General features: G+C 50.0%; 20 protein-coding genes, 1 rRNA gene and 1 pseudogene. All 22 read left to right on the top strand.

Translation table 11 applies throughout. From position 1 onward, the window contains the following. Nucleotides 1–219 precede the first annotated feature (219 nt). A pseudogene (locus tag EFBL_RS01880) lies at nt 220–812 on the top strand (alpha/beta fold hydrolase); the annotation flags it as partial. Nucleotides 813–882: 70 nt separating this feature from the next. Continuing rightward, nucleotides 883–1,743: an alpha/beta hydrolase gene (locus EFBL_RS01875; RefSeq protein WP_096180445.1), complete on the top strand. Its 861-nt coding sequence runs from the start codon at nt 883–885 to the stop codon at nt 1,741–1,743. Nucleotides 1,744–2,045: 302 nt separating this feature from the next. Beyond that, nucleotides 2,046–2,693: a PAQR family membrane homeostasis protein TrhA gene (trhA, locus tag EFBL_RS01870; protein ID WP_231705650.1), complete on the top strand. Its 648-nt coding sequence runs from the start codon at nt 2,046–2,048 to the stop codon at nt 2,691–2,693. A 185-nt stretch (nt 2,694–2,878) separates the two neighbouring features. Then, nucleotides 2,879–3,769, top strand: a complete 891-nt coding sequence (locus EFBL_RS01865) for a carbohydrate ABC transporter permease (protein WP_096180444.1) — start codon at nt 2,879–2,881, stop codon at nt 3,767–3,769. Next, nucleotides 3,769–4,593, top strand: a complete 825-nt coding sequence (locus EFBL_RS01860; RefSeq protein ID WP_424955043.1) for a carbohydrate ABC transporter permease — start codon at nt 3,769–3,771, stop codon at nt 4,591–4,593. The genes EFBL_RS01865 and EFBL_RS01860 overlap by 1 nt, the downstream gene beginning before the upstream one ends. Nucleotides 4,594–4,621: 28 nt before the next feature. Continuing rightward, the gene (locus EFBL_RS01855; RefSeq protein ID WP_096180443.1) at nt 4,622–5,983 is read left to right on the top strand and encodes an ABC transporter substrate-binding protein; all 1,362 of its coding nucleotides are present in this window, start codon (nt 4,622–4,624) and stop codon (nt 5,981–5,983) included. A gap of 232 nt (nt 5,984–6,215) precedes the next feature. After that, entirely contained in the window at nt 6,216–7,376 is a 1,161-nt protein-coding gene (locus EFBL_RS01850; protein WP_096180442.1) for a hypothetical protein, read from the top strand. Nucleotides 7,377–7,469: 93 nt separating this feature from the next. Beyond that, a complete protein-coding gene (locus EFBL_RS01845; RefSeq protein ID WP_424955042.1) occupies nt 7,470–8,255 on the top strand; it encodes a hypothetical protein in 786 nt (261 codons plus the stop codon). Then, nucleotides 8,252–9,868 (top strand): hypothetical protein, encoded by a 1,617-nt coding sequence (locus tag EFBL_RS01840; protein ID WP_096180441.1) that lies wholly within the window; start codon nt 8,252–8,254, stop codon nt 9,866–9,868. The genes EFBL_RS01845 and EFBL_RS01840 overlap by 4 nt, the downstream gene beginning before the upstream one ends. Before the next feature lie 12 nt (nt 9,869–9,880). Continuing rightward, nucleotides 9,881–10,834, top strand: a complete 954-nt coding sequence (locus EFBL_RS01835; protein ID WP_096180440.1) for an FTR1 family iron permease — start codon at nt 9,881–9,883, stop codon at nt 10,832–10,834. Beyond that, nucleotides 10,835–12,289, top strand: a complete 1,455-nt coding sequence (locus tag EFBL_RS01830) for an alkaline phosphatase family protein (RefSeq protein WP_096180439.1) — start codon at nt 10,835–10,837, stop codon at nt 12,287–12,289. It begins immediately after the preceding gene. Beyond that, nucleotides 12,286–13,044 (top strand): glycosyltransferase family 2 protein, encoded by a 759-nt coding sequence (locus tag EFBL_RS01825; RefSeq protein WP_096180438.1) that lies wholly within the window; start codon nt 12,286–12,288, stop codon nt 13,042–13,044. Before EFBL_RS01830 ends, EFBL_RS01825 begins: the two co-directional genes overlap by 4 nt. Nucleotides 13,045–13,432: 388 nt before the next feature. Beyond that, complete coding sequence (locus EFBL_RS01820; RefSeq protein ID WP_096180437.1) at nt 13,433–13,636, top strand: YezD family protein; 204 nt, start codon at nt 13,433–13,435, stop codon at nt 13,634–13,636. 135 nt (nt 13,637–13,771) lie between these two features. After that, nucleotides 13,772–14,866: a sulfate ABC transporter substrate-binding protein gene (locus EFBL_RS01815; RefSeq protein ID WP_096180436.1), complete on the top strand. Its 1,095-nt coding sequence runs from the start codon at nt 13,772–13,774 to the stop codon at nt 14,864–14,866. Between the two features lie 14 nt (nt 14,867–14,880). Then, nucleotides 14,881–15,717 carry a sulfate ABC transporter permease subunit CysT gene (gene cysT, locus EFBL_RS01810; protein ID WP_096180435.1) on the top strand — a complete coding sequence of 279 codons (837 nt, stop codon included), beginning with the start codon at nt 14,881–14,883 and terminating at the stop codon, nt 15,715–15,717. A 15-nt stretch (nt 15,718–15,732) separates the two neighbouring features. Further along, nucleotides 15,733–16,635 (top strand): sulfate ABC transporter permease subunit CysW, encoded by a 903-nt coding sequence (gene cysW / locus EFBL_RS01805; protein ID WP_096180434.1) that lies wholly within the window; start codon nt 15,733–15,735, stop codon nt 16,633–16,635. Further along, on the top strand, nt 16,616–17,770 hold the full coding sequence (locus tag EFBL_RS01800; protein ID WP_096180433.1) for a sulfate/molybdate ABC transporter ATP-binding protein: 1,155 nt from the start codon (nt 16,616–16,618) through the stop codon (nt 17,768–17,770). The genes cysW and EFBL_RS01800 overlap by 20 nt, the downstream gene beginning before the upstream one ends. A gap of 112 nt (nt 17,771–17,882) precedes the next feature. Beyond that, nucleotides 17,883–18,710 (top strand): alpha/beta hydrolase family protein, encoded by an 828-nt coding sequence (locus EFBL_RS01795; protein ID WP_096180510.1) that lies wholly within the window; start codon nt 17,883–17,885, stop codon nt 18,708–18,710. 425 nt (nt 18,711–19,135) lie between these two features. After that, nucleotides 19,136–20,047, top strand: a complete 912-nt coding sequence (locus tag EFBL_RS01785) for a phosphotransferase (protein ID WP_165912575.1) — start codon at nt 19,136–19,138, stop codon at nt 20,045–20,047. Nucleotides 20,048–20,256: 209 nt separating this feature from the next. Further along, on the top strand, nt 20,257–21,963 hold the full coding sequence (gene argS / locus EFBL_RS01780) for an arginine--tRNA ligase (protein ID WP_096180430.1): 1,707 nt from the start codon (nt 20,257–20,259) through the stop codon (nt 21,961–21,963). 21 nt (nt 21,964–21,984) lie between these two features. Then, nucleotides 21,985–22,890 carry an EamA family transporter gene (locus EFBL_RS01775; RefSeq protein ID WP_096180429.1) on the top strand — a complete coding sequence of 302 codons (906 nt, stop codon included), beginning with the start codon at nt 21,985–21,987 and terminating at the stop codon, nt 22,888–22,890. A gap of 417 nt (nt 22,891–23,307) precedes the next feature. Beyond that, nucleotides 23,308–23,380 (top strand): 16S ribosomal RNA (locus EFBL_RS01770); the annotation flags it as partial.

Below are 23,380 nucleotides of genomic sequence, written 5' to 3'. Positions count from 1 at the left end.
AAGAGAATCCTCAGTCCAAAAGCTTTCTGGTCTGAGGATTTTTTGTTAATCTATTTTCACGGTTGCCAATATCTTTTTTAATGCTCTGTAAAACGTGATTGTTATAATGGAATAAATGCCTTCGAAAAAAGGGGTTCATTATGAAAAGAAGAGTTGAAACATTTTCGGTTGAAGTAAAACAATTGAGTATTCAATTAGGGGGGAAGGAACACCCATCCTCTTCTTGCTATTTCAGCAGGAGGACCAAGCGGAATTTACTTGGCTTCTCGTCACCCAGAAAGGGTTAAGACATTTACGTTACTATGTGCAGTGACGAAAGAATGGCTTACTCCCAAGGATAAAGAATATAAGGTTGCACAGATTCTATTCCGTCCCTCGGTTGAAAAATACATATGGAAATTAGTTTCATAAACAATCAATTTCCTCACTATATTTTCAAACATATGATTCCTTCCTTCAGTTGGCTTCCTTATGAAGATGTGATAACCAAAATGAAAGAAGAGGATATAGAAGAAATTCGAAAGATGAACAATCGCCAACGGTCAGGGCATGGGTTCTTGATTGACTTATTACAAACCAGTCAGATTTCTTCTGATGATTTGCAAGCCATTTTTTGCCCGACCCTCATCATGCACAGCCAATACGATGGAGCAGTACCGTTGGAACACGCTTACCATGCAAATAGACAAATTCCTCAATCGGAACTTTTTATACTTAATTCATGGGGACATTTAATTTGGCTTGGAAAAGAATCTGAAGAAGTTGATAAAAAATTATTAGATTTCTTGAAATCTCATAACAACTTTTATTAATTTAGCCCCAAAGGGACAGAGAGCGCGACATTCGTGATCTGTTTACCCATATGTATAGGAGGAAAACCATATGGTCTACGTGAATCCGTCACAGTATCCCGTTCCCGATCTCCAGCCTTACGCGACTGGCGATGGGAACGAGCTTTACTGTCGATACTATCCTGGTGCCGCTGAAACGGCGACTGCGATCATTCTGATTCATGGAATATCCGAAGACAGTAAATATTTATACCCCTACGCCCAAAAAATTTCGTCAACCGGGCTTGCCCACGTTTATACGCCCGATCTTCGAGGCTACGGGCCAAAAGCCGCACGCCTCGGTGACATCGACTATATTGGCCAACTGGAAAATAATCTTGCGGATTTGGTCAAGCACATCAAAAAACAACTCCTTAACGTAAAAAACGTCGTGATGGCCGGTCACTCCGCTGGGGGCGGAACGGCCATACGCTTCGCCGGTAGCCAATATGCCGACTGCGTAGACTCGTACCTACTGCTCGCGCCGCACCTCGGTCCGGGCAACCCGACGGAGCGCCCAGGGGATGGGCACCACAAGCTCCATATGGGTCGTGTGATCGTCCTCAGTATGCTTGATGCGATCGGAATCAAGCGCTGGCACGGGCTCCCTGTCATAGAACTGTACAAGCGTCCTGAGGAGCTGCACGACGGACTGGCTGCGAAGCTCAGCTTTCGACTGCTATTGTCCCGCATGCCGATGAAATACAAGCGAAACCTGAAGAAACTGACGAAACCGACTCTTGTGCTGGTCGGGGCGGAGGACGAAGTTTTTTATGCAGATCGTTATGAAGCATTGCTTGGTATGTATACCAAAGCACAGGTTCACATCGTCCCCGAATCGAACCACGATGGTCTGCTTGAAAGCCCGATTTCTTATGAACTTACGGCTAATTGGCTGCAAGCAGGGGGATAATTAGTATTCCCCTACTCTTATTGAGCTAACGGGAAACGATTCTCATATATAAAAGAATCGATTTTTTCATATTGAAGTAATGGACAGGTTTGTTTAAAAAAAGACACGGAGCACAAATCTCCATGCCCTTGAAAGCAAAGGATTCAACATTTTCCGCTGCTATTCCACACGGGTACCATAATGTCCGTCTTACCGTTTCATGCGGGAAGAGGGGGCTTGATTATCCAGTCAAATTGCACCAAGATGGAGGAAGAGATCAGACGGAGTACACAAGAAGAGCATTCGGAGCGGAGGCGAGTGAATTGAAATTCCTGAGAATGAAAGAACCGGTCAACACCTTGACGCACTTCGTGACGTTCCTTGCAGCGATTGTCGGGTTGGTGTTCCTGATTCTTCTGTCCAAGGACAACGCGTCCAAGTTGGTGACCATGACCATTTACGGAGTCAGCGTGATCCTGCTTTATGGGGCCAGTTCCTTGTACCACTGGGTCCGGACCACACCTGAGAAAGAGCTGATCCTGAAGAAGTTTGACCATATATCCATCTACGTGCTGATTGCGGGTTCTTACACGCCGGTATTTTATTACGGGCTGGAAGGCGCGTGGAAATGGACGATGCTGTCGGCCGTCTGGGCATTGGCATTGATCGGGATGATGCTGAAGATCTGGTTCATTCATGCTCCCCGTTATGTGTCCACCGCTTTTTACGTTACTCTGGGCTGGATTGCGCTGGTCCCCATTGTACAACTGATCGACAACCTGCCAACAGGAGCGATCGTGATGATGGTAGCGGGAGGTGTGGCATATACGATCGGGGCGATCATATATGCGACCAAATGCTTTGATTTCTTCCCCAACCGGTTTGGGTTTCACGAAATTTTCCACCTGTTTGTGACAGCCGGAAGCACCGTTCATTTTTTCATGATGACAACCTATATTTTGCCGCTGTAAAAGTCAAAGGCCCACAATCAAATACACAATGCCGTAGCGCACCCCGAAAGAGCAGGATTGAAAGAACTTTTACGGGGTGTGTCTTTTTTTGTTTTTTTGCCAAGTTTACAGAATTTTAACATAACCAAAACACTTCCATTCATATAGTTTTGCTAGATTCGTGTTGTGTCTTGAGGGGGTGCCGGATGTTGTCAAAGAGGAAACGCCAGTGGCGCCAATTGCTGACGGCAGGTCCGTTCCTGCTGCCATCCGTTTTTCTGTTCATTGTGTTCTTCTTTTATCCTTTGGCCAAAACCGTTTATCTCAGTTTCTTTCTGACCAATGCAAGGGGAGAGGCGAAACGGTGGGTGGGGTGGATGCAGTACAAGGAACTGTTTGCATCTCCCGAGTTTCATCAGAGTTTGCTGGTGACTCTCACCTTTGTGCTGTTGACAGTCATACCCGGTATTCTTGCCGCTTTGTGCCTGGCGCTGCTGGTGGAAAAGCCCATTCGGGGCATGGTTTTTTTTCGAACGCTGATCATTTCGCCGGTTACGGTATCTGTGGCAACGGCGTCGACCATCGGGCTGCTTCTGTTTAACCCCAGCATCAGCATCATCACCTATGGGTTGTCCTTCTTGGGTGTCAAAGAAATCGCATGGTTGACCGATCCCTTCTGGGCGATGATTGCGGTATCGCTTGTAACTATCTGGCTGGGAGTCGGGTTTAATACGATCATTTTGCTGGGCGGTCTGCAGAATATCCCCTCCGATATTGTAGAAAGTTCGCTGATCGACGGGGCCGATTTTTGGACACGGCTTCGTCATGTGATCCTCCCGCTGTTGTCACCTACGTTGTTCTTTGTCCTGATTGTTTCCGTGATCAACGCGTTTCAGGCATTCGGACAGGTCAATATTCTGACCCAGGGAGGGCCGTCACGGGCGACACACCTGCTGGTGTATTCGATCTACCGGGATGCATTCTTCAACTTCCAGTTCGGGTATGCGGCCGCACAGTCGATTGTGCTGTTTGTCATCATTCTGGTGCTGACCCTGCTTCAATTCCGGGTTGTGGAAAGGAAGGTGCATTACCAGTGATTCGAGCCAAGAAGATAACGCTAGGCATTCATTATCTCGCTTTGATCGTTGTTTCGCTGGTGATCGCTTTCCCGATTCTCTTTGCGCTGTTGCAAAGCCTGATGACAGCTTCTGATGCAGCTTCTTACCCGCCGCACCTGCTGCCGCCCAAAATCTATCCGGGCAGTTACCGGGAGGCTCTGCAAACGGCTCCGCTCGGGAGGTATATCGTTAATAGTTTTGCGGTTTCTCTCATCATTGTCATCGGACAGCTTGCAACGTCGAGTCTGAGTGCATACGCATTCGCTTTTTTGCGGTTTCCGGGGAGGGAGCTGTTGTTTTACACGTTTCTTGCGACTCTCATGATCCCATGGGAAGTAACCATTATCCCCAACTACTTCACAATCAAGCATCTGGGGTGGCTCAGTACATACCAAGGCCTGGCGGCTCCTTTTCTGGCGACAGCGTTTGGAACCTTCCTGCTTCGCCAATTCTACCTTCAGATTCCGCGGGATCTGTACGAAGCGGCAATCATTGACGGGTGTGGTCACTGGCGATTTTTCCTGCAGATTGTGGTTCCGCTGTCGCGGCCTGCCATGGGAACTTTGGGGGTTTATGCGTTTCTGCAGGCCTGGAATATGTACCTGTGGCCACTGTTGGTCACCAACCAGACCTCGATGCGTACGGTGCAAATCGGGATCAGTATGCTGCAGTTTGAAGAGGCTCTTTCCTGGAACCTGGTGATGGCTGGCGTAATCATGGTTTTACTCCCGACCATTGTTCTGCTGATTGTCGGCCAGCGGCAATTGGTGAAAGGACTCATGGCGGGCGCCATAAAAGGGTAATTATTCTTTGTCATCTGAAGGAGGACTTATGGTGAAAAAAGGTTTTGTGGCAGGATTGCTGACGGTCGCTCTTGGAGCATCCACACTCTTGGCCGGTTGTTCCAACTCCCAGGGAACTTCTGCAGAACCCGGGCAGAAAGGTGTTACCGAAATCACCATGTGGCATGCGATGGGCGGTGCTGCCGGTAAAGGAATCGATGCACTGGTAAGCAGGTTCAACGAGACGCATCCGAACATTAAAGTCACCACCGTTTACCAGGGCAACTATGACGAGTTGTTCAACAAGTTCAAGACTGCGCAGGGCAGCGATACGGCTCCGTCTCTGATGCAGGTATACGACATTGGAACCCGGTTCATGATTGATTCCGATTCGGTCGTTCCGATGCAGAAGTTCATTGATCAAGAGAAATATGACGTCTCAGACTTCGAACCCAATATCATGGCTTACTACAAACTGGACGGCAAGTTGTATTCGATGCCCTTCAACTCTTCCAATCCGATTCTTTACTACAACAAAACCGCCTTTAAAGAAGCGGGCCTGGACCCGAACAAACCGCCGGCAACCTGGAAGGAAGTGGAGGAGTACTCCAAAAAGCTGACGAAAAAAGGCGCGGACGGCAAAGTGGAACGCTATGGCTTCTCAATGGCGGTCTACGGGTGGTTTTTTGAACAATATCTGGCCAACCAGGGTGCACTCTATGTCAATAACGGGAACGGTCGCCAGGCACGCGCCACTGAAGCGGCGGTCAATAAAGAGGCGGGCGTCAAACTGCTGGAATGGTGGAAGCAGATGTATGATGCAGGACTCCTCGGCAACTTTGGCCGCAAGACTTCCGATACACAAGCCGCCTTTACGTCTGGAAAGACCGCCATGTTCATCGATTCGACCGCCGTTCTTCGGGCCATGGTCGACGGTTCGCAAGGTAAGTTTGAAGTAGGCACCGCTCCGCTTCCCAAACCGGAAGGGGCCCCCGGTGGCGTAATTATCGGCGGGGGTTCCCTCTGGATCATGAAAGATCAACCGGAAGAAAAGCAGAAAGCGGCGTGGGAGTTCGTGAAGTTTGTGGCGGAACCGAAGCAGCAGGCCTCCTGGCAGATTGCTACCGGTTACTTCCCGATCCGCACGAAGGCTTACAATGAGCAGGAGCTGAAAGAGAACGTGGCAAAATATCCGCAATTTGAAACAGCGGTAAAACAGTTGCACGATACCAAACTGTCGGAAGCCACAACAGGCGGCGTAATCGGTGTATTCCCGGAAGCCCGCGCAACTGTGGAGACTGCAATCGAAGAGGTTCTTCTCAATAAGAAGAAACCGCAGGAAGCTTTGGATGATGCGGCAAAGAAAATCACTGAGGCAATCGGCAAGTATAATCAAATCTACAAAAAATAGTCCGACAGGCCGGAGTTAGTCAAATGGCAACGGGAACCCTGCAAGGAGACCGCAAGCATTGCGGTGCTTCCTGCAGGGTTTTTTTGTGACAAAAAATTCACCGGTAATTTCTAAAAAAACTCTTTACAGATTTTATAGATCGTTGTATTCTATCAACGGTAGTGAGAATCATTATCAATTACATTAGAACCATTCTAAATAGACTGGTAGATAATCAGGGGGAGAATCGCACATGATGTACAAAAAGTTGGCAATTGCAGTTCTTGCATCTTCCATGGTATTGACCGCTTGTGGCGGCAAGGAAACTGCCAAGCCGGTGGAACCGGCCAAAACCCAGGCCTCAGAAACGAAACCCGCTTCCGTTACTCACGAGGCTCTGGTTAAGGCCTATAAGGATATGGTCGATGAGCTGGCCAAGGGCAAAGATGGCGGCAAGATCGACTGGGAAAAGGTTGAGAAAACTTACAACGAACAGTTCAAGAAATTGGTTCAGGACCGCGACAGCGAGTACAGCGAGAAACTCGACCAGGAGATCTCCAGTGCGATAAAAGCCGGCAAGGACGGCGCCATGAAGTCCGACATCGTGAAGCAAGTGGTTGACAAGCTGGGACAAAAGGTATTCTTCCTGACCCTCCGCCACAACTTCAAAACCATTGAGGACAACATCTCCGACAAGGCGAAAGCGAAAGCGGAACTGGATCAGGCCAAAGCTTTCTACAACGGTGTGCTGAAGTCCACTGTAGAAAAGCGTGACAAAGCGTATGAAACCCAAATGGTAACAGCCATCGAGGGTGCACTGAAAGATATGGACGCTGCGGTGGAAGGCGGCAAGAAACTTGAATTCTCGCTCGCCAAGCAGGTTGTCGACAAGACATTGATGAAAACCTTCTATCTGGCAACCGGTGGTGCCCAAGGATATGTGTACAAGATTGAGAATGCCGTGAAAGAAGGCAAAGATCCGAAGGTTGAGCAGGCCGAGGGATGGGCATTCTACCAGTCCCTGCACGGATATCTTGTAAAATCCGCCAAGGAAGATGCCGAGCTGATCCAGAACAAGCTGGATCTGAAGACCGCAACCAAGGACATTAAGGGAGATGAACTCAACAAAGCGTTTGTCCGGGGGTTTGCAGTCGTTGCAAAGAACGAATACGAGGAATCCTTTAAAAACTGGGGCAAGGACAAAGGTGTCATTACCGCTCTTGAAGGAGCATTGTTCATTCAGTTGATTGAAGCGGACGCGAAGAAACTTCTGGGCGAGGAACAGACGAAAGCCCTGCTTGTCAAAGCGGATGAATTCCTGAAGGCAGCCAAGGCGAATGACAAAGCGAAAGCGGATGCTCTCTATAAGGAGATTCAACCGTCGCTGGATAAACTGGCCAAAGCAGGAAAATAGTATAAAACGGAAGGGTATCCGGGAATCCGGGTACCCCCTTCGCGCAATTAGAACCTACTAATCAAAGGCTGTCGGTGGCAGGGGGTAGTTGGAGTGGCAATATCGATTTTTTCCAAATCGGTTCGGAAGTGGTTTCTGATTCTATGTGCCGGTTTGCTGGCAATTGGCGGACTTCCCGCCACAGCAAACGCTTACTCTTACGGAGACCCAAATGAAGAACAGGTTGCGGAAGTTTACAAAAAAATGGTGGCGGAGTTAAACGAATCTCCCCCCGATTTCGCCGGGGCCCAGGCGATATTCGAGTCCATCAAAAACGAACTTGACATGCATATGGGGACAGAACCGGCTGCGACCGTACTTCAGCATCTGAAAGACAAGAACAAAGACAGCGTCATCTCTGACATGCAGAAGGTCCTGGTGCTCAACATTGCCAGGCGTTTGGATAACATCGAGAAAGACTTTCAGAATTACCAGCAAAACAAGCTGCTGATTGCCAAGGCGAAAGCGACCTTCAATGCACTTTCGCCGGTGATCAAGCAGAAGGACCCGAGTCTGGAAAGCACGTTGGTGCAAGAATTTGACAAGGCACTGCAAGCGCTCGGGAACCCCGGACTGTTCGGGGTCGGTGTGAAAGAACCGGAACCGGCCGTGTTCAAAGCGAGCAAAGCGAAGATTCTGAAGTCGTTGCAGGACCAGTTCGGCTTGAAGAGTCTGGAAACAGGCCACTTTACGGAAGGAGACGGCCCCGGCAACGAACAGAACCGCAACAAACAGGTGGGTACCGACTTTAGTGATGCCCGGAACTGGATTCCGATAGGAATTATTGTTTTGGTCTTATTGGGAATTGTGCTGTTCACCCGCAGGAAGTTCCGAAAATGATCCGGTCGGGAGGGTGGGCGACCCGGGGGCATCTGGCAGCGCTGGTCATCTGTTCACTGCTGGTCAGGTTGCTGTATCTGGCACCCTATCCCACCGGATGGGATGATGTAGACTTTGCCCTGGCCCTTGCAGAATATGATCTGTTGAGGATGCAGCCGCATTTTCCGGGGTATCCCATCTACATTCTGGCGGCTCATCTGTTTAACAGTTGGCTGCATGACCCGTTTCTTGCGCTGTCCTTGTTGTCAGGCGTTGCCGGTGGCCTGACGGTGATTCCGCTCTGGCTGTTGTTTCATCGCATGGGCAACCGGTGGGTGGCTTCATTGGCAGTGTGGATGTATTCGGTTGCTCCCTTGCCGCTGATTACCAGCATTCAGCCGATGTCCGATTCACTGGGTGCATTCCTGGCGGCATGGCTTGCCTATTTTGCGTGGCGGGTTCAGGAAAGCAAACAGATAGAAGGCTCGGATGCTTTCGTAAGCGGTGTCGGGAATGCGACTGACCGGACGCAGTTCGTTTGGCCGACTTTGGCGGCAGGAGTTGTGCTGGGGTTGCTGCTTGGAGTTCGAATTTCCTATCTGGCATTGTCAGCCCTTTGGGTTTGGGCTGTTGCCCAACTCTTGTCGGACCGGGGAACCAGTGTCGGATTCCGTTTTAGCTCAGCAACAGTATCGGCAGTCGCTCTGGCAGCCGTTTGCGGCAGTTGGTTGCTGGCGCTGGTTGTGTCGGCAGGTGGAGTCGATTCCTTTGCGGCTGTTGCCGTATCCTTCACGGAAGGACATTTCTCCGACTGGGGAGGCGCGTACGAAGCGAATGCTTCCTTGTGGGAGAGGGCCAGGCTCTTTCTTTTCCGCCAAATAGGGGGAGCCGGGCTCGGTACGGTCTGGCCCGTGGACGGGATCTTCAATGGGGTGGGCCTCTGGCGTTGGGTTCCAACAGCCGCAGTCGTACTTGGCATAGTGGGGCTGATCCCCCGACTTGCAAGTGACAGAAATCATCGACGCCCTTCCAAAACGGCAGTATTCTTGTGTATATGGATCATCCCTTATCTGCTGTGGGCGTTTTTTGCCCAGAATGTGGAGAAACCGAGACATATTCTCCCCCTGCTACCACCGCTTCTGTACCTGCTTGCGGCAGGTCTGTGGCATCTGGCAGGCTGGGCGGGAAGATTGCGGCAGCCGAGGTTGTATTTGCTCGTCGGAGCCTTCTGGCTGTCCGGGGTCATGGCAATTTCGTACCCGCTGCTGGTGGAAGCCCGCACGAGCGAGTCGCCGATGATGCAGTTGGCTCGCTATGTGAAAGCAAATGTTTCAGCCAATGACAGTTTGATTTTTACTTGGGAAGAACAACGGGTTCTGCGTCTTGTGAGTCCGGCTCATACATCGATTCGTTTGAGACGGTGGGAGGATTTCCGGACGGAAGTCCTCCAGTATCAGGCAAAGCCGATGAAAGTCTATGCCACCAACGCCTTGATAAACGGATTTAACAAGGATGTTGCCGGACTGTTTCGGGAAGTGGCGGTGTTTCGGGGGAATCCCTGGCTGTATCCGACATACCATACAATTGTTCTCTACGAGGGTACTTCGTTGTTATATGAAAACATCCTGTTTTAAGGGGTGCACGATATGGAAGTGCAAGCATTATTGATTACATTCCGCGAGGCATTGGAAGCCCTCTTGATTGTTGGGATTATTACGTCCTATCTGCATCGTGTGAAGCGTCCGGAATTCACGAAATACGTTTGGCTCGGAGCCGGCCTTGCCGTGGCGGCAAGCTTTGGGGTTGCGCTGTTGTTCCAGGTGGTGCTCACCGGATTTGCCGCGATGGGCAGCGAAATGTATCTGAAAATCGGCATCATGCTGATATCCGCTATCCTTCTGACCCAGATGGTGTTCTGGATGGCGAAGCAAAGCCGGGACATCAAAGGGCAAGTGGAAGGCAAACTCGACCAATTCATCACTGCGGGCAACGTGGCAGGCATGGTCATTCACTCGTTTCTGGTCGTGCTGCGGGAAGGAGTCGAAACTGTCTTCTTCTTTGCGGCCATCACGGGGGGCAATATCGGAGCCGCCATGCAGGGATGGGGCGCCATCACCGGAATTGTGCTGGCTGCCATTGTCAGCTACTTCTTCTTTAAGGGTACCATGCGCATCCCGCTCAAAACGTTCTTTAAAGTTACGGGAGCCTTCATTATCCTGATTGCGGCGGGTCTCCTGGTGCAAGGGTTCTCGATGATGCAGGATCTGAACTGGATCGGCAGCGTAATGCCCCAGCTCTATGATCTCACCTGGCTGATGCCGGAGCACCCCATTGATCATGAACACTATGTGCGGGATACCGGTCGCGAGCCGCTCATCTCGGGGGATGTGGGAATCTTCTTAAAGGCTTTGTTCGGCTATTCTTCTATGCCTTCTCTGGAAGAAGTGCTGGTGTATGTCGGGTACTTCGTGGTTCTGTATCTTCTGCTCGAACGACGGAATGCCCAATCGACCGTTGAGGAGAAGGCAACGGTTGAGCAGGCGGGTGCTTCCGCAGCCGGGACTCCCAGGGTGAATCAAGCGGCAAAGGTGGCTGAATAAGTGAAATCCGCCTCGCTGTTTGAGATTGTGGCCGCAAGATGCTGGAATGTGCTGAATGAAGGCAAGACGTTTACTCCGGTATTCGTCTTGTCTGTTTTTCTGATCGCCAACGGACTTGCCGTGGATCCGCTCCGGTTTGGGATTGCTGCCGTTGCAGCCCTGCCGTTGTTTGTCGTGTACTACATCTATGATTACCCGCTTCACCTGCGGTGGTTCCTATGGGTTCCGCCGGCGGGGTTTATCGCAATGTTTGGCCATTGGAATACGGGGCTTCTCTTGTGGGCTTTCGGGCTGTATGTTTTTTTTACCGTCTTCTTCTGGGGAACTTTGTATTATCACTTGCGAATCGGGACCACATGGTGGAACTTTACGAGAATTTGGAAGCTGTTTCTGAAGAACACAGATTCAACAAGCGGCAATGTGGGAGAGCAGCTGCCGAAAGTGTTCCTTCTTTTGTTGGTGATGGATTGGGCGTATCGAGATGGGGTTGGTCCGGGGACACATTCTTGGGAAGCGTATGCTGTCTTTGTCGCAGGGGTTGCGTTTTACAGTTGGTTGGTTCACAAGTTGTTGTTTAATTGGAAGCCGCAGGAATATCCTGATTATACAAGCAATGCGGCTGTCTCGAATCCTTTGGCCAAACGGGTTGTTGTCATTGTGATTGACGGCTGCCGCAAAGAACGATTTGAAGAAGCGGACGCCCCTTTCTTGCACTACCTGCAAAAAACGGGTGTGTACTATGACTTAATGGAGACAGTCTACCCGGCACGGACAGTGGTTTGTTTTTCTTCCATGTTTACCGGGACCTATCCGCGTGAGCACGGGATACAGTCGAACATGGTGTGGAAACTCGGGGTGCGTGTGGAGAGCGTTTTTGACAAGTTGAAACAGCAGGGGCGTAAAGGCGTGCTGTTCGGCTGCGCCCACTTGATAGACGCTTTTGGCGATTATGTGGAGAGCTTTACGGCTGTAGAGAATAACGACATCGTGGACCATAAAATCATGGCCCGCGCAAAAGAGATCATGAAACGGGAAAATCCGGATTTGATGGTCATTCAGATGATTGCGGTGGATCAGACGGGTCATAGCCGCGGCGTCCTGTATCCGGAGTATCTTGACAAGATCAAGGAATCGGACCGGTTGATCGAGGATTTTTACCGTTGGATGGAGCGTGAAGGCTTCTTAGATGACACGGTTCTGGTGGTGATGGCTGATCACGGGCAGGGAAACGGGATTGGCGGCCACGGGCATCTGGATGTCGGGGAACGGTTTGTTCCTTTTATCCTGCACGGATCTGGCATCAAACGGGGCGTGAGAGTAAAAGAACACCGAAGCATCGTATCGCTGGCCCCGACGATTTCCTATCTGCTGGGTGTCCCGTTTCCGGACAAGTCCCGGGGACCGGTACTGACGGAAGCTATTGATGAAGTGAGCAGCAAAGGAGAAACAGCATGAGAAAACTGATTGTGGTGATCCCCGCCTACAATGAGGAAGATTCCATCGCCACTGTGATTCGGAAAGTGCCGCGGAATTTCGATCCTCAAACAAAGGTGGCGGTGCTGGTAGTGGATGATGGTTCCACGGATCGGACAGTGGACGCGGCATTTGAAGCGGGAGCCGATCGAGTGCTTTCCTTTGGACGCAACCGTGGATTGGGGGCTGCCGTTCGGGAGGGGCTGCGGGAAGCTTACCGGCTGGGGGCCGATTTTGCCGTTATGATTGATGCGGATGATGAGTATCCGGCAGATTGTATACCGCAAGTGGTGGCACCTGTTGTGCTTGGGGAAGCCGATTACGTGCTGGCTTCCCGCTTTGCGGGCACCATTCAGGGGATGAAATTGCATCGAAGGCTTGGCAATTACTTTTTTACGCTGCTGCAGTCTGCATTGCTGAGAAGAATCATAACTGACGGTCAGACGGGATTTCGGGCATTCTCGCGGCAGGTGCTTGCGACAATGGATATCATCCATGACTACAACTACGCACAGGTTATGACCTTAAACATAGTAAGGCAGGGGTATCGGATGGCGGAAGTGCCGATTCCTTATAAGGTAAGGACAACAGGCCGATCGTTTATCCGGTTTTGGGCGTATATGCGGAATGTGCTGCCGGCAATTGTTAAGGAGATGAGGAGAAAGCCGGGGGAGGACCGGCGGGGGAACTCGTCCAAGGATGCTTCACAAGCGGCACTCACAAATGCGGAAGCTTGACAGGTACAACTCCTGATCGCAGTGATTTTACAAGCGATTAGGAGATTTTTATTTTTGGGGTAAGGAGTGACGAAAAAATATTGACAATTGGTTCGGTGCGTTGTAAATTAAGTGTAACCTAAATGCCTTAAAAACAAGGTTGTTTACTCGGAATTATTTTTTCGGAAAGTGTGTATCCCCTGACAGCCGCCTGTAATATGTTAGAAGGGGCACAGAAATTACGACCTTTTGGACGGTCCCCTTTCGTTATGGCGGATGGATAAGAATTATTTATTTGTATCATTAGACTACCTTATGAAAAGGGAGGCGACAGAAGGGAAACACAACGGAAATCAAACCTGAAACCGTTTGAAAAAGTAACAACACCAAAGGGTAAGGGGGGAGTATCGTGACAACAAAATTTGAGCCTCAACGGCCGGAAGATTTGTGGATTGATCGAATTCTTAACGCTTTACAGGATCTTGAGTTCGGATCTGTTCAGATTATCGTTCATGATTCTAAAATCATGCAAATCGAACGGACTGAAAAACTGCGCTACCCTTTGGAACGTACAACCTTTGATGAGCGGCCTCCCCGCAGGAAAAACAAGTAAATCGTAAGCTGTTTCAAAATTCAATGCCGATCGGACCACCGAAGGCTCCCGTTGAATGCAGGTTTGCTTCTGCATGCACAGGGAGTCTTTTTGTTTTCGGATCCGATACGAAAGTGATTCGAAGGAGAGAGGACTATGTCAATTCAAACAGGAGCACAAAAAAAGTTTTATGCATTCACACGAGGAATTCAGTTACTGGCTGCAGGAAGTCTGGTGTTAGGGTTAGCCGCTTGCGGCAAAAGCGGCAGTGAGGTAACTAATTCTGCGGCACAAACCAATGGGAAAACGGGTTCCAACGGTACGGTTGAGATTCTGAATGTTTCTTACGACCCAACCCGTGAACTCTATCAAGAATTGAACACTGCTTTTGCCAAACACTGGAAAGAGAAAACGGGGCAAACCGTGAGCATTAAACAGTCTCATGGAGGTTCCGGCAAGCAGTCACGTGCAATCATCGACGGTTTGGAAGCCGATGTGGCAACACTCGCACTGGCTTATGACATCGATGAGCTCGAGAACAAGAAGCTGATTCCGGCTGAGTGGCAAAAGCGTCTTCCGGACAACAGTTCACCTTATACGTCGACCATCGTATTTCTGGTGCGCAAAGGGAATCCAAAGGGGATCAAAGACTGGGACGATTTGGTGAAACCGGGTATCTCCGTCATCACCCCCAACCCTAAGACATCAGGAGGAGCACGGTGGAATTACTTGGCTGCCTGGGGATATGCACTGAAGAAATATGGTGGAGATGAAGGAAAAGCCAGGGAGTTTGTAAGCAATCTGTATAAGAACGTGCCTGTTCTTGATTCCGGAGCCCGGGGATCCACTACCACATTTGTTGAAAGGGGCCTTGGTGACGTATTGATCGCATGGGAAAACGAGGCTTTTCTCTCCTTGAAGGAATTTGGAAAAGACAAGTTTGAAATCATCGCGCCTTCCGTCAGCATTCTTGCAGAGCCTCCGGTGACCGTGGTTGACAAGGTGGTAGACAAACGGGGGACACGTCAAGTAGCACAAGCGTATCTGGAATTCCTCTATACGGAACAGGGGCAGGAGATTGCGGCCAAAAACTATTACCGGCCCCGATTGACGTCGGTAGCTTCCAGGTATGCAGAGCAATTTCCCAAGCTGAACCTGTTTACGATTGATGAGGTTTTTGGTGGATGGCAAAAAGCGCAAAAAACCCATTTTTCCGATGGCGGAGTCTTTGATCAAATTTATAAAAAATAAAATGGTGAGTTAAAATGGCAAACACTGCGAAACAGCGAAGTACCCTTCCGGGATTTGGTTTGGCAATGGGGTTTACCCTTCTCTATCTGAGTCTTGTTGTACTGATTCCGCTCGCCGGACTCTTTCTTAAGACAACCGAATTGCACTGGGAACAATTCTGGAGCGTGGTGACCGCTCCACGAGTACTGGCTTCCTATTGGCTCAGTTTTGGCACCTCATTGATCGCGGCAGTGACAAATACGGTCTTTGGACTGTTGGTTGCGTGGGTGTTAGTTCGCTATTCTTTTCCGGGAAAGAGAATCATTGACGGGTTGGTGGATCTTCCTTTTGCCCTGCCGACTGCTGTTGCGGGCATCTCTCTGACCATTCTCTATTCTCAGAATGGTTGGCTTGGCCGATATTTGGAAGCGATAGGAATCAAGGCAGCCTATACGCCGCTTGGGATCACCATTGCACTCACCTTTATCAGCCTTCCGTTCGTTGTTCGGACGGTGCAGCCGGTACTGCAGGAATTAAACGTACAGGTTGAGGAAGCGGCTGCCACGTTAGGGGCAAATGGTTGGCAGAGATTTGTGAGAATCATGCTGCCCCAATTGCTCCCGGCGGTGCTGACAGGGTTTGCACTAGCGTTTGCACGAGCAATTGGAGAGTACGGCTCGGTGGTCTTTATTTCCGGAAATATGCCGATGCGTACAGAGATCACGCCCCTGCTTATCATGACGAAACTGGAACAATATGATTATGCGGGTGCCACCGCGATTGCAGTTGTGATGCTTGTAGTTTCGTTTGTACTGCTGTTGCTGATTAATTGGCTGCAATGGCGGAGCGGCCGCCGTCATGTGCTGGGGTAAGGGGGAGGAACAGGTATGGTACCTCCAATGTCCCGGTCCCGCAGCAAGCTTGAGCCGGTTATCCGCTGGACGCTGATTGGGATTGCACTTGCATTTGTTGCGCTGTTCTTGATCTTACCGTTGTTGACTGTCTTTACTCAGGCCCTCGGCAAGGGTCTGGAAGCTTATGTCAGGGCCATCAGCGAACCTGAAGCACTGGCAGCCATTCGTTTGACACTGGTTACCGCCGCGATTGCGGTTCCGCTGAATCTGCTGTTTGGTATAGCCGCATCATGGGCGATTGCCAAGTTCGAGTTTCCGGGGAAAAACATTTTGATCACGCTTATCGATCTTCCATTTGCTGTGTCACCGGTCATTTCGGGGCTGATCTACGTGCTTCTTTTTGGTGCGCAGGGGGCATTAGGACCGTGGCTGGCTGAGCATGATATCAAAATTATCTTTGCTGTTCCGGGGATCGTCCTGGCTACCATTTTTGTAACATTTCCTTTTGTCGCACGCGAATTGATTCCTCTCATGCAATCCCAAGGGAAGGACGAGGAAGAAGTTGCATACACACTGGGTGCGAACGGGCGGCAAACTTTTTTTCGGGTAACCCTTCCCAACGTAAAATGGGGGTTGCTGCATGGCGTCCTCCTATGCAATGCACGGGCCATGGGGGAGTTTGGAGCCGTCTCGGTTGTGTCCGGACATATTCGAGGGCAAACCAACACGATTCCCCTGCATGTAGAAATTCTTTATAACGAATATAACTTTGCAGCCTCTTTTGCTGTTGCTTCGTTATTAACAATACTCGCGGTAGTGACGCTGGTGATCAAGAGTGTTCTCGAGCGAAAATCCAGACAGCCATCCATTCTTGCTGTGCGACAGACAGATCCAGGAAAAGTTGGGGGAGAGCACTATGAGTATCGAAGTGCGTAATATTACAAAAAAATATGGTTCTTTCACGGTCATTCAGAATCTGAATCTGGAAATCCCAACCGGAGAGTTGGTGGTCCTGTTGGGACCTTCAGGATCAGGCAAAACCACTTTATTGCGGGCGATCGCCGGGTTGGAAAGGACGGACATCGGACAGATTCTTTTAAACGGAGAAGATGCAACCCATCTGGGCCCGCGTGACAGAGGAATTGGTTTCGTATTTCAGAACTATGCGCTGTTTCGTCACATGAATGTGTTTGAGAATGTTGCTTTTGGCCTGCGAGTCCGTCCCCGAAAACTGCGACCTTCCGAAAAAGAGATCCGCGATAGGGTGCACGAACTTCTCAAACTGGTACAGTTGGAGGAATTTGCAAAGCGGTTTCCCTCCCAACTGTCAGGCGGTCAATGTCAACGTGTGGCGTTAGCGAGGGCGTTGGCGGTGGAACCGAAAGTACTGCTGCTGGATGAACCGTTCGGCGCCCTGGATGCCAAGGTTCGCCAAGAACTGCGCAGTTGGCTTCGCAACATTCATGATGAGCTGCATATCACCAGTGTGTTTGTTACCCATGACCAGGAAGAAGCGTTAGAGGTAGCAGACCGCATCGTGGTCATAAATGAAGGCCAAATCGAGCAGGTTGGTACACCTGAGGAAGTTTACACCCACCCTGCTACTCCTTTTGTCTACAATTTTATTGGCCGGGTCAATGTGATAAGCGGCCAGGTGCAAGAGGGAAGAATTCGGATCGGCAATCTCGAAGCGGAGGTGCCGGAAGGTTTCGGTACATCCGCCATTTGCTATGTGAGACCGCACGACATCGAAATCGAAACCCAGCGGGAAAATCAGAGCGAAAATCAAAGCACAAACGCAATCGAAGCGACGATTCGCCACATAAATATTATCGGACCGGTGGCAAGACTTGACCTGAAACGGAGTGATACAGGCGAATTCATTCAGGCTGAAATCAGCAACGACATGTATCAGCGGCTTGGACTGAAGGTGAATCAACCTGTTTATGTGAAATTCAGAAACCTGAAAGTATTTGCACAAGAGAAGTCATTAGGGAAGGGACCTCAAGATGATTCGGAAGCTCTGCCTGTTGGCTCGGTAAGCTTAAATGCAAATTTACACGTTTCCTGAATGAAAATGTGTTAATGATGGCTTGTGCTGACTGGACTGCCAGAAGCCCCCGTATCTCCGCTGTTTCGACTGCGAGAGAAGGGGGCTGTTTTAATGGAAGGAGGCGATTTTGCTGGAACAGATTGTTACCATTCAAACCGGTGATGCAGAACTGACGGCAACATTACACTACCCGGCAGTGGCTTCAGATGAAAAGAAGCGCACTGAGGCTCGATACCCGACGGTCATCATTTGTCATGGGTTTATTGGCAATCGAATCGGAGTGGATCGGCTGTTTGTCAAAACCGCTCGCTACCTCGCCGCGAGTAACCATATCGTTCTTCGGTTTGATTATGCGGGTTGCGGGGAAAGTGCCGGGGATTACGGACAAGGTGGAATGGATGATTTGATTTTGCAAACCCGGCATGTCATTGATTATGCACTCGGAATCGAAAGAGTGGATCCCAATCGCATCATTCTTCTGGGGCATAGTTTGGGCGGAGCTGTTGCATTGCTCACCGCGGTAAAAGACAGTCGGGTCAGATCGCTTGTTCTGTGGGCGGCTGTGGCCAATCCTTTTACCGATATTGTTCGAATCGTCGGGGAAAAGGCATATGATCTGCTCTCGCAGTCTGCATATATTGATTATCTCGGGTATAGGCTGACGAGCAAGTTTTTTGAATCTCTATCCAAGTATCACCCCCTTCTGCAAACGCGGAATTTTGCAGGCAATGTGTTGCTGGTTCATGGAAGCGGGGACGATGTGATACCGGTAGACTACTGTTTCCTCTACCAACGGGCATTTTTGTTTCGATCCGGTGCCAGGTGTGACAAAGAAGTGATCTTGGGAGCCAACCATACGTTCTCTTCCATCAGTCATTTTAACCAATTACTGAGGGTAACAAGCAGTTGGTTGGCTGCCGATCAGCGGAATATAGAATGGACCGATTGGGTGATTTGACCGAGTCATGTTTTCGCAATATGGCTGGCTTTCCGCAAAGATATTGCCGGTACCGACAGAGGTCTTGCGGGCGGGGGCGGCGAAAGTCGGGGAAGTTGCGCCAGAATGATTTGCAGGATGCAGATTGCACGAACGTTGTATGCCGAAAGGTAAAGGTGTAAATTCGAGAAGATGATGACCTGTTTTGGCAGGTCATTTTTCATGTAAGCCGCAGTCTCTAGTGGGGAATATTCCGGAATCATGAAGTGATGATAGAGTTTTTACCCTGAACATCGTAAGATATACGTAGTCGCATATTTATCCATAAACCCGCCCGTGAGGTTAGAAAAGGAACACAACTGTACGTCCGAGTTCCCACACCTGTGCTATACAAGAAACTTAAAAGGGAACGTTAGTCTTGGTTTGGAAAAAAGGAGAGTATGTTCTTGACAAGCCTGCAACTGCGTGTCGAGCAAGTAGTTAAGGCTTTGCAGCACATCGGAATTCATTCAAATGAGGTCAAGGTATTGGCTGATGGGGGAAACCTCATTGTATATCTGTCACCATATCCCATTGTAGCGCGTGTGATAACCCTGTTTGAGGGAGATGATTCACAATATTGGAGGGACATTCTTGCACGTGAGATTGACGTTGCACGTCACTTGGAGAGTGTGGGTGCTCCAGTGGTTAAACCAATCTATGACTTTGATCCAGGCCCTCATCCTACTGGAGATACATGGTGTACTCTGTGGGAATATATTCCCGCTTCAGACTTGCCAGTCCTGACTGGGGATGAGGCGTTCAATCTCCTTAAAAGTCTGGAATCCAGCATGGAGACATATCCTGGTTCTCTTCCTCTATTGGGGGCTTGGAACCCAGTCTGTGACGCTATGACCCGGCTTTCAACTATTGAACACGAACAGCTAAGAGATTTGACAATGTACTGGACAGAGATTGACAAACGCCTTCGGGGCCTTTCTGCGGATAAATTTGTTCCTGCGCACGGAGACGCTCACCTCGGTAACCTTATAGCAAGCCCAAAGGGATGGCTATGGATCGACTTTGAAGATGTTTCCCTGATGCCGCGGTTTTGGGATCTTGCTTCTGCCGTAGCACGAACTCCTTTACTTGGAGAGTCAAAAGAACTCTCAAACGAATTGATACGAAAATACCTTGGAGATACCCCAAGCCAAGCTGATAACGAAGCATTCAACTTGGCCCTATCTGCACGTGTAGTTGCATCAGTTGCAATAAATTTGTCTTTAGCCCTGGAAGGTCACTCAAATTCAGAATTAGCCTGGAGACGGCTGGAAAATGGATTACATATACTTGATAAAATTCTCTCTGGTTGGTCTTAAATCTTCAGGATCAAGCAAAATCACTTTACTGGGGGCGATCGCCGGGTTGAAAGGGACGGACAGCGGTTTCAGGACCGGATTTCTTGACAGAACTTGCCTGTTTTAATACGATGCTTATAGATTGATGCCGGAAAGTACACCCTTACTGTCATGGATGAGCCGATGCCATGATGCTAAGGGGTGTTTCTTTTTGTTTAAGGAGGATACGGATGTACCGTCAACAGTTGATGGAACAATTGAAACGGTTTGTAGAGCTTGAGGACTCGCAATTGCTTGGCTTGATTGAAATTCCGAAAGAGGAGTCGCACGGGGATCTGGCGTTTCCCTGTTTCCAGCTTGCGAAACAGTTTCGGAAGGCTCCCAACCTGATTGCGGCCGAACTGGCAGATAAAGTGAACGCGGATCTGCTGCCTGTGTTTGAGAAGGCGGTGGCCGTCGGCGGCTATTTGAATTTTTTCCTGAACCGGGATGCGGTTATTCGTGACATCTTGGCCACGATTGCAAAGGCCGGGAATACATATGGGAATTCCAGTGTGGGCCGGGGACAGAAAGTTGCCATCGACATGTCGTCGGTGAATATCGCCAAGCCCTTTGCCATCCACCATCTTCGTTCGACGATGATCGGAAATGCGATAGCCAATATTTTGGACAGCCAGGGCTACCATGTCATGAAGATCAACCATCTTGGAGATTGGGGAACGTCTTTCGGCAAGTTGATCGTGGCATACCGGAACTGGGGCCACGAATATGATCTGAAGGACAATGCCGTTAGGCAGTTGCTTGAACTCTATGTACGCTTTAACCAGGAAGCGGAGAAACGGCCTGAAATGGAAGATGAGGCACGGGCAGCGTTTAAAGCCCTGGAAGACGGGGACGAGGAAACGGTTCGGCTCTGGAAGCGGTTTATTGAGATTTCCCTTGCGGAATTCGAGAAGACGTACCGTTTGTTAAACGTGGAATTTGATTATTACCTTGGCGAAAGCTTCTATAGTGACAAGATGGGGGCGGTGGAAGAAGAGCTTGCGGAGAAAGGGCTTCTGCAAACCAGTGAAGGGGCGGAGATTGTCGATCTGTCCGCTTTCGATATGCCGCCATGCCTGATTCGAAAATCGGACGGAGCTACTTTGTACGCTACGCGTGATCTGGCTACGGCCCTTTACAGGAGACGGGAAATGGGTGCCGACCTGTTGGTGTATGTGGTTGGCGCTGAGCAGAAACTCCATTTTCGCCAGGTATTCAAGGTGTTGGAGCTGATGGGCCATGAGTGGGCCGCGAAGGATTGCATTCATGTGCCGTTCGGTACCATGTTTGTTGACGGTCAGCGGTTGTCTTCGCGCAAGGGTCAGGTAGTGTTCCTGGAAGATGTGCTGCGCAAAGCGGTGGAAGTGGCTGCCGGCATTATAGAAGAGAAAAATCCGGCTTTGCCCAATAAAGAAGAAGTGGCGGAAGCGGTCGGTGTGGGTGCCATTATCTTTAACGACCTGAAAAACAACCGTGTCAACGATGTGAATTTTGTCTGGGCTGAGGCGTTAAACTTCGACGGGGAGACTGGACCGTATGTGCAGTACACCTATGCCCGTATCTCCAGTTTGCTGCGAAAAGGGGATTATCAACCGGACCAGAAATTGCCTGATACCATGTCCGCTGTGGGAGGAGATGTGGAATGGTCTCTTGTGAAACTTCTGGGCCGCTTCCCGAACGTGCTGGACCGGGCTCGCGAGCAGTATGATCCTTCGGTGGTTGCCAAGTATGTGATTGATGTATGCCAGATTTTTAACCGATACTATAACACAACCCGGATTCTGGAGGGCGAGCGGAACGAAATCGTGCAGAAGCTGACCCTGGCAAGTGCTGCCCGTACGGTGATCGGCAAGTGTCTGCATTTGCTGGGTCTTCGGTCGATGGAGACAATTTAATTGGATGGGACGAAGTGATCTATGAATCGGATTACAGCCGGTCTCTTGGTGTTGGCAGGGGCTACAAGCTACGGACTGCTGGGACCCTTCGTAAAAAAGGCCTACAATGCCGGGTTTACCCCACAGGATGTAACGAGCAGCCAATTTGCGTTTGCTTTGCTGGTATTGGCGGTATTGTCCTTTTTCTCGTGGAGGTCCCTCAGGCAAGTATCCCGCCGGGATTTGCTTCGTCTTTCCCTGCTTGGAGTGCTGTCAACAGGTACTAGTGTGTTTTACTATTTTTCGCTCCATTACTTACCTGCATCCCTGGGGATTGTGTTGTTGTTTCAATTCGTATGGGTTGTAATGGTGATCGATTACCTTGTCGCCCGGCGGAAACCAACCGGTCTTAAATGGTTGTCCCTGATGCTGGTGATGGTGGGAACCTTGTTGGCGGTAAACGTGTTTGCGGCTGATTGGCAGAAAGTTTCTTCTGTCGGGCTGCTGTTGGGTTTGTTGTCTTCGGTGACATACGGCGGTTTCCTTTATGGGTATGAAAAAGTGGAGAGTCGGGCGCCGGCGGTGGTCAATTCTTTCATCCTGAGTTTTGCCTCGGTTGTGGCAATTTTTTTGATCTTTCCCCCGCAGTTTGTTTGGAACGGAACACTGGGAGGAGGTTTATGGATGTGGGCTCTTTTGATAGGGTCTCTCGGGCAGGTCATACCGCCAATTCTGTTTAACAAAGGCATACCGGTCGTGGGGGGAACGCTTGCAGGGTTATTGGCATCGATTGAGCTTCCCGTAGCTGTGATGGCAGCTGCCTGGCTGCTAAGTGAGCAGGTGCTGCTCATTCAATGGTTGGGAATTCTGCTGATCCTGGGAGGCATTGTCGTGGCAGAACTTCAGGGGCGCGAATCTCCGCGAGAAATGGCAAAAGCTCACGAATAGAGGGTCTCATCGTGGGCTTTCTTGTTTTTTATCAGATTTTGTTCGAAAAATGGCGGATCAATGCGTTGTGTTTCCCGTCAGGGGATGATAAGATAGCTCTTGTGCCGCGAGGGAATCCTGAAAGTAAGGGCTTCGCGGGACGATAAAAAAATATCGCATCCTGAAAATACCAGTTGAAATGGATGGGATGGATGTGATAAGATGACATTTGCCGCCGCGAGAGAGCGGGTGGCAAATGAAGCAAAACGAGACCAAGTCGTTCTTTGAAAACTGAATCGTGTAGGGAGCCACGATTGACTTGAGGTCGCTCGGCTAAGAACATCGGCGTCCATGCCGCGTCGAACCTAAACGCCACATCCGTGTGGCAGGTTCGACACTAGCGCATCGTACGCGTCGTAACGCCGAGTAGATCATCCATGATCTAAGAGTTTGATCCTGGCTCAGGACGAACGCTGGCGGCGTGCCTAATACATGCAAGTCGCGCGGCTTG

The sequence above is a fragment of the Effusibacillus lacus genome (genome assembly GCF_002335525.1).
GTDB lineage: Bacteria > Bacillota > Bacilli > Tumebacillales > Effusibacillaceae > Effusibacillus > Effusibacillus lacus.
This window is presented reverse-complemented; position numbering and strand designations above follow the sequence as displayed.

Excerpts from the sequence above, each read along its gene's own strand:
- EFBL_RS01875 (WP_096180445.1), top strand. The coding sequence starts at position 883 with ATGGTCTACGTGAATCCGTCACAGTATCCCGTTCCCGATCTCCAGCCT.
- EFBL_RS01865 (WP_096180444.1), top strand. The coding sequence starts at position 2,879 with ATGTTGTCAAAGAGGAAACGCCAGTGGCGCCAATTGCTGACGGCAGGT.
- EFBL_RS01855 (WP_096180443.1), top strand. The coding sequence starts at position 4,622 with ATGGTGAAAAAAGGTTTTGTGGCAGGATTGCTGACGGTCGCTCTTGGA.
- EFBL_RS01850 (WP_096180442.1), top strand. The coding sequence starts at position 6,216 with ATGATGTACAAAAAGTTGGCAATTGCAGTTCTTGCATCTTCCATGGTA.
- EFBL_RS01840 (WP_096180441.1), top strand. The coding sequence starts at position 8,252 with ATGATCCGGTCGGGAGGGTGGGCGACCCGGGGGCATCTGGCAGCGCTG.
- EFBL_RS01835 (WP_096180440.1), top strand. The coding sequence starts at position 9,881 with ATGGAAGTGCAAGCATTATTGATTACATTCCGCGAGGCATTGGAAGCC.
- EFBL_RS01825 (WP_096180438.1), top strand. The coding sequence starts at position 12,286 with ATGAGAAAACTGATTGTGGTGATCCCCGCCTACAATGAGGAAGATTCC.
- EFBL_RS01815 (WP_096180436.1), top strand. The coding sequence starts at position 13,772 with ATGTCAATTCAAACAGGAGCACAAAAAAAGTTTTATGCATTCACACGA.
- cysT (WP_096180435.1), top strand. The coding sequence starts at position 14,881 with ATGGCAAACACTGCGAAACAGCGAAGTACCCTTCCGGGATTTGGTTTG.
- cysW (WP_096180434.1), top strand. The coding sequence starts at position 15,733 with ATGGTACCTCCAATGTCCCGGTCCCGCAGCAAGCTTGAGCCGGTTATC.
- EFBL_RS01800 (WP_096180433.1), top strand. The coding sequence starts at position 16,616 with ATGAGTATCGAAGTGCGTAATATTACAAAAAAATATGGTTCTTTCACG.
- argS (WP_096180430.1), top strand. The coding sequence starts at position 20,257 with ATGTACCGTCAACAGTTGATGGAACAATTGAAACGGTTTGTAGAGCTT.
- EFBL_RS01775 (WP_096180429.1), top strand. The coding sequence starts at position 21,985 with ATGAATCGGATTACAGCCGGTCTCTTGGTGTTGGCAGGGGCTACAAGC.